The 9,155-nt window shown below is 48.3% G+C and carries 7 protein-coding genes and 1 pseudogene; all 8 read right to left on the bottom strand.

Annotation, left to right across the window (positions count from 1 at the left end):
* Nucleotides 1–667 (bottom strand): S-adenosylmethionine synthetase N-terminal domain-containing protein (locus tag BN93_RS00710; RefSeq protein WP_316928596.1); only part of this gene is annotated, 667 nt, incomplete at its 3' end.
* A 177-nt stretch (nt 668–844) separates the two neighbouring features.
* On the bottom strand, nt 845–1,291 hold the full coding sequence (locus BN93_RS00705) for a hypothetical protein (protein ID WP_019186436.1): 447 nt from the start codon (nt 1,289–1,291) through the stop codon (nt 845–847).
* Nucleotides 1,288–1,746 carry a hypothetical protein gene (locus tag BN93_RS00700; protein WP_157462574.1) on the bottom strand — a complete coding sequence of 153 codons (459 nt, stop codon included), beginning with the start codon at nt 1,744–1,746 and terminating at the stop codon, nt 1,288–1,290. Before BN93_RS00700 ends, BN93_RS00705 begins: the two co-directional genes overlap by 4 nt.
* 174 nt (nt 1,747–1,920) lie before the next feature.
* Nucleotides 1,921–2,358, bottom strand: coding sequence for a hypothetical protein (locus BN93_RS00695; protein ID WP_019186433.1), 438 nt, complete (start codon nt 2,356–2,358; stop codon nt 1,921–1,923).
* Between the two features lie 1,699 nt (nt 2,359–4,057).
* Nucleotides 4,058–7,570, bottom strand: a complete 3,513-nt coding sequence (locus BN93_RS00685) for a type I restriction endonuclease subunit R (RefSeq protein ID WP_044259312.1) — start codon at nt 7,568–7,570, stop codon at nt 4,058–4,060.
* Between the two features lie 5 nt (nt 7,571–7,575).
* Complete coding sequence (locus tag BN93_RS00680; protein ID WP_019186430.1) at nt 7,576–8,334, bottom strand: restriction endonuclease subunit S; 759 nt, start codon at nt 8,332–8,334, stop codon at nt 7,576–7,578.
* Complete coding sequence (locus BN93_RS00675; protein ID WP_198007481.1) at nt 8,312–8,872, bottom strand: restriction endonuclease subunit S; 561 nt, start codon at nt 8,870–8,872, stop codon at nt 8,312–8,314. Before BN93_RS00675 ends, BN93_RS00680 begins: the two co-directional genes overlap by 23 nt.
* A 17-nt stretch (nt 8,873–8,889) precedes the next feature.
* A pseudogene (locus BN93_RS00670) lies at nt 8,890–9,155 on the bottom strand (SAM-dependent DNA methyltransferase); the annotation flags it as partial.

Raw genomic sequence — 9,155 nt, 5'->3', positions numbered from 1 at the left:
TTGTTATCTTCGCTTTTACGCGAGGCATCAGCACGTTCAGCACGTCGGCCTTTATTTGGGCCAGCATCTGCTCGTCGTTGGGGCCGAAGTCGTCGTGTTGTGTGCTCACAACGATGGTGTCGATGCGTATGGGCTGCCCGTCGTCGGCATACTCCACCGTCACCTGACTCTTTGAGTCGGGACGCAAATAAGTCATTTCCTTACCCTCTTTTCGTATCTCGGCCAAGGTAATCATCAGCAAGTGGGCCAAGTCTAACGACAGGGGCATGTAGTTTTCGGTTTCGTTGGTGGCGTAACCAAACATCATCCCTTGGTCGCCGGCGCCTTGTTCGTCGGCCTCTTCGCGACTAACGCCGCGGTTGATGTCGTCGCTTTGCTCGTGAATGGCCGTCAGTACGCCGCACGAATCGCCGTCGAACTGGTACTCCGATTTGGTGTAGCCAATGTGTTTGATGGTGTTTCGGGCGATGGTTTGCAGGTCGATGTACGAATTAGAGCGCACCTCGCCCATGATAACCACCTGTCCTGTGGTAACGAAAGTTTCGATGGCGCAGTGTGCCTTGTCGTCGTAGGCCAAGAATTGGTCTACCAAAGCATCTGATATTTGGTCGGACACCTTGTCGGGATGCCCTTCGGAAACCGACTCGGAAGAAAAAAGATATGCCATAATGCTACGAATTTGTGTATCTATAAATAATTGTATGCTCGTACGCCATGCGCCACCCCTCTTGCATTTTGTGGGCTGTACATGGCGGTTAGCGTCTGCAAAGTTACGCAAAAATGTGCAACTGGCTCTAAGTCACGCTGCAAAATAACGTGAAATGGGGATGCGCGGGCATCGGTTCTAGCGTTTGTTATATGTCATCTTACGGAAAACTCGCAGTGTAAACACCACCAAATAAAATCCCCATAACAGCACTACCGTCATCAAATAAGGTATAGGCAAGACTTCCCCCACGGCCATAAGCAGCATTATCCCTGTGATGTTGGGCAGCATTTTGTCAGCATAACGGCTCATCAGCCTTTTGTTTTCCTCTGTATCTGCAGGTCCGCCGGGTTGTGGATTGCTTAGCGGGTGCAACGACACATAGCGCAACCACAGGTAAAAGCCAGCCGAAAACACGGGAGACACAAAGTTTACGAGGTTAAAACCCCTCCTATAGCCAGAAGCAAAGAAACTAATTCGCAAGGCGGGAAACAGATCCATCACCGTGGCGTAGATAGCCACAGCGAAGGTTGCCGCGAGAAAAAACACGGCTATTCGGTTGTTTGATGTGTTATGTTCTATCATTGCATTTCCTTATCACGCATCAACTTAAACGACGACCATCCTATCATAAGAAAAGGCAACATCATTACCGCCCATGTAATAAAGGGGTTGAAGGCGATTATGCCCGATATGAAGAGCGAGCAATAGAACATAATGCTCGTAACTCCTAGCGAAACAGACTCATGGAAGTTACGTATCAATGGGGCATTATGCTCATTCATAGGTATTACATACCTCCTTAGCAAACTTTTCATACGCATGGGTTTGTCTGCCAGAAAACGAGTTACGAAGTAAGCGCCAACAGAGAACAGAGTTGGTGGTAAGAGGAAGAAAGGCGAAATCGGTTTGTTAACCCCGCCCGGCATATCAAAACGCATGTCTATCGTGTTTTTCGTTAGGATGCAGTATAGCGCAATGCTCACGGTGGCTACTAAGAATAGTAACGAAAACAAGCTTTTCAGACTAGAATTTTTCATGTTTTGGCACTTTGTAATTGGTCGTATTTAGTTGTTAAATATCACTTTTTATTGTGTGCCAACGTATTTATGTCTAGCCTATAAGCACAACTCTTGGCACCAACGCTTTTATTTTGCAAAGTTACGACAAAAGTACATCACCGCCAAAACATGAAGAAAGAAAATTAAACCGCCCTACCCTCTTCTCGATTTACGTCGCCAACGCACATAATATACAATGAGAAAGGCCACGGCGAGCATCACCACGAGGGGTATCATGGGCAAGAAACCTGCCGCACAAAGCGTGATGTACAACAACAATCCCGTGACGGTAGGCGAAAGTACATCGATATATCGGCGCAATTGTTGCGTGTTGTCCTCCGTTTGAGGTATGTCGCGCGTTGGGTCGAGTGCCTGCGGGTTTTCCTTTCCCTTGCGCAACAACACGTAAAGCGCAGCCGACAAAAGGGGAAGAAACAGGATAAGATAGCTCATGCCTTGGAGTTCACTACCACCAAGTGGTCCCCAATGCACAACGATAGTGTCGTTAACACATGCGGCATAAACGGCTACGCCCAAGGTTACGGCAAGAAAAAGCAGCGACAAAAGGTTGCTTAGCTTATTACTTCTCATGTTGCATAAAGTTTAGTTATGGTACATTGAGCCACAAACACCCCTACGCACATCGTTTCGTTGCGATTTACTTACCCAACTCACCGATGCCCTTTCGGAAGAATCTGTAACAATATTGCAAATATAGTTTAACTATTCGGTACCGCCAAAGGTTAGGGAAAGAAAGTGTGGGGAGAAGAGGTTTTTAAGTTGGCGAGAGGTTTTTAAGTTGACGAGTAGACGAGTTGACAAGTTAACAAGATGGTTGGTTAACGAGTAGACAAGCTAACAGGTTTTCTCGTCAACTGAAAACCTCTCCTGAACTAACAACACATACCACTCCCCTCTCCTCTTGGAGAGGGGCTGGGGGTGAGGACTTATCAACCAACAAAGCACATCACTCCCCTCTCCCCTTTGGAGAGGGGCTGGGGGTGAGGCCTTATCAACCAACAAAGCATACCACTCCCCTCTCCCCTTGGAGAGGGGCTGGGGGGTGAGGCCTTATCAACCAACAACGCACCACTCCCCTCTCCCCTTGGAGAGGGGTTGGGGGTGAGGCCAGTAGGGGTGAGGCCTTGTCCACTTTTCAGCAAGAATTTTAACACAAAAAGTGCCCTTTTTATCCACCAACAGCCCACTCGGTCGCAAAAAATCGATTCTCGCGAAGGTTTGTTTTGATGCAACTAAGGGCCAACCTGTGGATGCAGCAAAATGAATATTTATTACAAGGAACCGCCATTTGCACCCATTTTAAGGGCGTTTACCGCTCAATTTACTGCAATATGCCGCTAAACGCAGTGCGTTTTGGTGCAAAATGCAATGCGTTTTGCCGCTAAATGCAGTGCGTTTTGGTGCAAAACGCAAGGTGAAATGGTGCAAAATGCAGTGCATTTTGCTGCTAAATGTGAGGCAAAAAGCATAAAGATACGCCACAATGGCATAAATATAACCCTCTCGAACCACGACATACATGGCTAAAAAGGGCGAAATAGTCATCAAAAAGTGGGATTTTAGGGACTAAAAGCAGGTAATTGGACTTGCAAAATTACGAGTTGGCAACCAAACTAGAAAGGCAAAATGGTGCAAAATGCAGGTTTTACTCTGAAATACAGACAAAACACAAGGCGAGAAAGCCTAGAAATTGTGCCAATTTACCCACTTTACGACCCAAATTTTCGCTAGAACGGAGCGAAAATTAGAGCCGCATTGTAAAATATAAAGTAAGATTTTAAGTTTTTGAGTTGGGGAGTTTCTGAGTTGATGAGTTGGTAAGTTAATGAGTTGGTAAGTTGATGAGTTGGTGAGCTTGTAAGCTTGTAAGTTGATGAGTTGATGATTTTGTAAGTTGGTGAGCTAATGAGTTGGTGAGCTTGTAAGTTTGTGAGTTGATGAGTTGATGATTTTGTAAGTTTATGAGCTAATGAGTTGGTGAGTTTGTAAGCTTGTAAGTTGATGAGTTTGTAAGCTTGTGAGTTGATGAGTTGATGATTTTGTAAGTTTGTGAGCTAATGAGTTTGTGAGCTTGTAAGTTGATGATGTTGTAAGTTGATGAGTTTACAAGTTAACAAGCAAACACCCCACAAGGCATACCACTCCCCTCTCCCCTTGGAGAGGGGTTGGGGGTGAGGCCAGTAGGGGGTGAGGCTAGTAGGGAATGAGGCCAATTGAGGATGAGGCCAATTGGGGGTGAGGCCAGTTGGGGGTTGAGATTTTCTCTCGCTCATAGTTTGCCTTTCAGTTCGGGTGCGCTTACCATTGTGGCGTACAGATACATGGCAACGGCGGCGTGAAGGGCCGCAGGGAGCAAGTTGGCGGGCAGGTCTTCGGCACTGTGGTTCTCCTTATTGCGCCATGTAAACACCACGTTATAATACTGCTTAAAGCGTTCGTGCTTGGGGTTACGCGTATGATAAAGACTGGATATGCGCGGGAAATGGCGCACGGCATCGAGCAAGGCGGGCTCACGACCATCGTTAACAAGCGGCATGGGCACGCCATGTTGCAGCCAATATATCTTTTTGAGAAAGGCCTCGAAACGGCTAACCAGGTCGGCATACCATGTGCGGAAATCCTCTTCGCGGTGCTGTGCCCGATAAAGACAATTCAGCGTGTTGCGCAATATCCGCCGAAGGCCCTGCAAGGCGGGTATCGTTTCGGCATTCACCAGGCAGAAGAACAGCCGCAACACCTCATCAAACTCCACGTTATGAACCCCATCGCAGAAGTCGGCAAAGTCTTCCTTAAATGCTTGGCGCAGCTTAAAGGCCAAATCTTGCTCATCGTATTCGGGATTGATGGCAGCCTTTACCCGTTCGCGTATCAACTGATTAAACCGCTCTTGGAAGTCGGGCTCCGACATGTACTTATTAATCAGCTGGGTATAGGTTTCGGCCATGTCGGCCATTTTCACGTTGGTGGCCTCGTCGCACTCTTGTGCGGCCGTCTGTTCGTCGTTGTTCAGCATGGCGTCGCGCACGTTGTTGTCGTTGGTAACGCGTTGCGTAACGTCTTCCACCTGCCTTTTCACCACCTCGATGTCGTCCCAGTCGGTAGAACCGAACAGCTCGTTAAACTGCGTTTCGATAACGCTTAGTCGTTGCATGTCGGGTTCGGCCACACCTGCAGCGGTGGCCGTGGGCACAGGTTCTATCTCGGTATCGGCGTTTTGCAGTTGTATCTTTCGTTCTTCTTTCTTTTCAAGTCGGTACCGGTCAAAGTCGATAGCCTCTATCAATCCGCGTGTCAGGTCGTCTGTACCCAGCGAAGGCAACTTGCGCACGAGCAGCTTAAGCAGCGTTTCGGCCTTTTCCCATTCCAACGAGCAGCTGTCCATGATGGTAGAAAGAAACTCGTAGGTGCGTATAAAGGCCTTGATGCTGCTTTTACACTCCACCTGTTCTTCTTCCGATAGGGTGCAAAAGCGCTGGCACATGGCATCGAGCAAGGGGTCCAGGGCTTCTCTTGGGGCGTTGTTCCAATAGCGTTGGTTCAGCGTTTCCAGCTCGCTTTGTGTGTAAATTTGGTGTTTCTCTATCTCTGCCAGCAAGTCGTTCAGGCGGTTGGGGTCGGTTTCTCGGCTCAGGATGGTGGTTTTGTAGAAGGTTTGGAAACTCTGTTCAACGTCGTCGCAGGTGTTAACGAAGTCGAGCACAAAGGTATCTTCCTTCTTAGGGCACGTGCGGTTAAGTCGCGAAAGCGTCTGAACGGTTTGCAATCCATGCAGCGGCTTGTCTACATACATGGTGTGCAGCAGCGGTTCGTCGTAGCCCGTTTGAAACTTGTCGGCCACGATGAGGAAACGATAGTTGCCCGTGCGGAACGTCTTTTCTGTGGCCGCAGAAGGAAATCCATTAAGGCTACCCTCGTTAACGGTCTTTCCGTTGTACTCGAAATCGCCGCTAAAAGCCACGATGGCGCGATATTGCGAATCGCGTTGGCTTAGCAAGCGGTTGATGGCAAAGAAGTAATCGATGGCTCGTTGTATGCCAGTGGTGCACACCATGCAGCGTGCCTGTCCGCCAATTTTATGCGCCACGGAGGTGTGGAAGTGCTCAACCATCACCTCGGCCTTCTTTTCAATGGTTTCGGGTTGGCGTTCAACAAAGTGGCGTATCTTTCTTAAGGCCTGCTTGCGGTCGAACTCGGGATCGTCTTCCACCCGCCGGCGAATGTGATAGAAACTTTCGTAGGTGGTGTAATTGCTCAACACGTCGAGGATAAACCCCTCTTCGATGGCCTGTTTCATCGAGTAGACGTGGAAGGGCCGATGCCCCGTTTCGCCGTCGGGCTTAATAAAGGACGTGCCGAACGTTTCGAGTGTCTTGTTCTTCGGCGTTGCGGTGAAAGCGTAGAAGTTGGCGTTGGGTGCCATGCGCCGCCCGCACATGTATTGGGCAATGGCCTCGTTAACGGCATCTTCAACGCTTAGCTCCGTGTCGTCGGCCACTGCCGAACCTGCCAACACTTGGTTTGTGCTGGCCGCCATCTTGCCGCTTTGGCTTGAATGTGCCTCGTCTATAATTACGGCAAAGCGGTGACTGGCCAGTTCGTTGCCGATGGCGTCGAGGATGAACGAGAACTTATGCACGGTAGAAAGGATGATTTTCTTGCCGTTTACAAGGTGTTGCCGCAGGGTTTCGCTACTGTCGGCGGCATCTACGATGTTTTCATTGCGACTAAAAGCCCGCATGTTGTTGCGCAACTGCTTGTCGAGGTTAACGCGGTCGGTAACGATAATTACGCTGTCAAACAGCGGTTGGTCTCCCTCTAACAGCTCTACAAGCTGATAGGCCAACCATGTGATGCTGTTGCTTTTGCCCGAACCGGCCGAATGTTGCACCAAAAGGCGTTGCCCGATGTTGCCCTTGGCCGTTTCGTGTAGCAGTGCGCGCACCAGTTGCAGCTGGTGCCAACGTGGCCAAATGTTCTTTTCGATGTTACGCCGGGTATCGGGATTGCGCTCGGTAACCACCTGCGCGTAGTGTTCAAGAATGTTGCTAAGGTTGCGTTTGGTAAGAATTTCTTCCCACAGATAGGCCGTTTTCAGTCCGTTGGGGTTGACGGGGTTGCCTGCTCCGTCGTTAAATCCTTTGTTAAAAGGCAAAAACCAACTGTTGGCTCCGCATAGTTTGGTGCACATCTGCACCGTATCATCGTCGGCGGCAAAGTGTACGGCACAGCGTTTGGACATAAACAGCAGGTTGTTGGGCGAGCGGTCGGTGCGGTATTGGGCAATGGCGTGTGTCGTGTTTTGGCCTGTTATCTGGTTTTTAAGCTCCATCGTAATCACCGGCAAGCCGTTAATAAAGATGGCCACATCCAATGCCAGCGCAGGGTTTTGTGCATCGTAGCGCAACTGCCGCACAACAGAGAACTTGTTCAGTGCATACCGTTCTTCGCCCTCGGCGCTAAGTGCCGAGGGCAGGGGGTTGTAAAGCACAAAGGTGTTGCTTTGGTGTTTCAATCCCTTTCGCAACACATCCACCACCCCGCGCTTTGTTATCTCGTCGCGCAGGCGTTCTAGAAACTTGCGGCGATTGACAGGCGAATGGAAGATACCCGACTTTTCTACCTCTGCGGGCTGGGTTAGCTTGAGGAAAGTTTCAAGTCGTCCAGTGTCTAGGGCATAGTGAGTGTCGTATTGGCTGGTATCGCCCAGTTCGTATTGGTTATGGTTGGTAAGCCAGTTAACAATCAGGTCTTCCAACGCTTTTTCGTTCATTGTTGTAGGCATGGCGTTCAGTTTGTTTGGGTTTGTTCGTCCGTTACATTCATTTTTCCCGTTACGGCATCGCTAATCAGCCGCTGCTTATATTCCTTTACGCGTTCCACTTGCTGCTCGTAAGCACCGATAAGCTTGTTTATACTCGCCGTCTTGGCCTCGATATAGCTTACTATGGCGCGCTGTTCGGAGAGAGGAGGGATGGGGATTTCAATGTTCTTCATCTCTTGGTAGCGTGTTGTCCAAAGGTCTGCAACGATTCCTCTCCCATTCCTATAAAACTCTTCAACAAAGTTGTTGCAGCGAAATAGGTAATGATAGTATTCTTGTTCGCCGTCAATTGGGTAAATAACGATATTGATAAGCGAAACAGAACCATCAAAAGGAGAAATTCCCCCTGAACCTTTTCTATCACTTCGCGAATTAACAACATAGTCGCCTTTACGCACTAGCTTACGATTTTCTCCATTATCAGTTTTACAGGCGGTATCTAGTTGTGGTAATATCCCATCTTTTGTAACAGACAACGGTGCGAAATCTTTATCAGAAACTTTTTGGATTCGTGGAATAAAGTGTCTTCTTAACTTTGAAACTTCCCAATGTTCAGGTATTTCTCCAAGCCAATTAACTCCTGATTGTTTTCGTTTAGCGTTCGGATTTGTACCTATTCCCTTTGTCACAGCATTAGCGATAACTGCTTGTTTCAGTTCTTTTAGCAGTTCAATTTGTTGCGTTTGTTTGGCTACATACGTATCAATCTTGCCCCACCTTGCCATCTAAATACGAAACAATGGCACGTTGCTCGGCAAGGGGAGCCAAAGGAATTCGTACATTACGAGCAAAGGTTGGCGATACTCTTTTTAGCCCTCCTGTGCCTGTCATGCTCGATACACCCGCATTAACAAATCCTGCGGACAATAAATAATAAAGGAGTATCCTTGGTTCTAGTTTCTCTTCATTACACCGATAGACAAATAATTCGGAACTTCCATATCCACAATAATGCACCATTTTAGGCACAATAGCTACGTTACCATTCTCAAAGCAGGGTGTAACTTTGGCCATAACAACATCTCCTTCTTCGAAATAAGTCAGTCCTGTTGTCAAGTTCTTTATTTGTATTGAGAGTGGGGTTAGCATATCGCTACGTACTTTATCCATAGGCGCATAGCCTACAAGGGTTTCTTTGTCTAACTCTTCTCTACGCTGAGGATTAAATTTGGTTAGTCTTTTGAGCTCAACTATCCCCCAATGTTTCGGAATATCGCCAATCCATTTCACCCCGCTATATTTATACTCGCTATATTTTCTCATTTTGCGCATGCATTATTTTAGTTGTTCAGAATATCAGCAAGCAGTCCATCCGTTTCTGTTTCAATGGCTTTGATGTCGGCTTTGATGTCGGCGATGGGCCTTAGTTCAACGGGTTTGTAGAAATATTTGGTGAAAGAAAGCTCGTAACCCACCTTTGTTTCGTCTTCGGCCACGTAGGCATCGGGGGCGTAGGGCAACACTTCGCGCTGCATAAAGGCCTCGATGCCGCCTGGATAGGTTAGTGGCACCTGCTCGGTGTCGCGCAAAGCGCGGTCGGCTTCGC

Origin of the sequence: Prevotella conceptionensis 9403948 (assembly GCF_000312305.1) — a bacterium.
Classification (GTDB): Bacteria; Bacteroidota; Bacteroidia; order Bacteroidales; family Bacteroidaceae; genus Prevotella; species Prevotella conceptionensis.
Note: the sequence above shows the minus strand (reverse complement) of the source record. Positions and strands in the feature narration are given on the sequence as shown.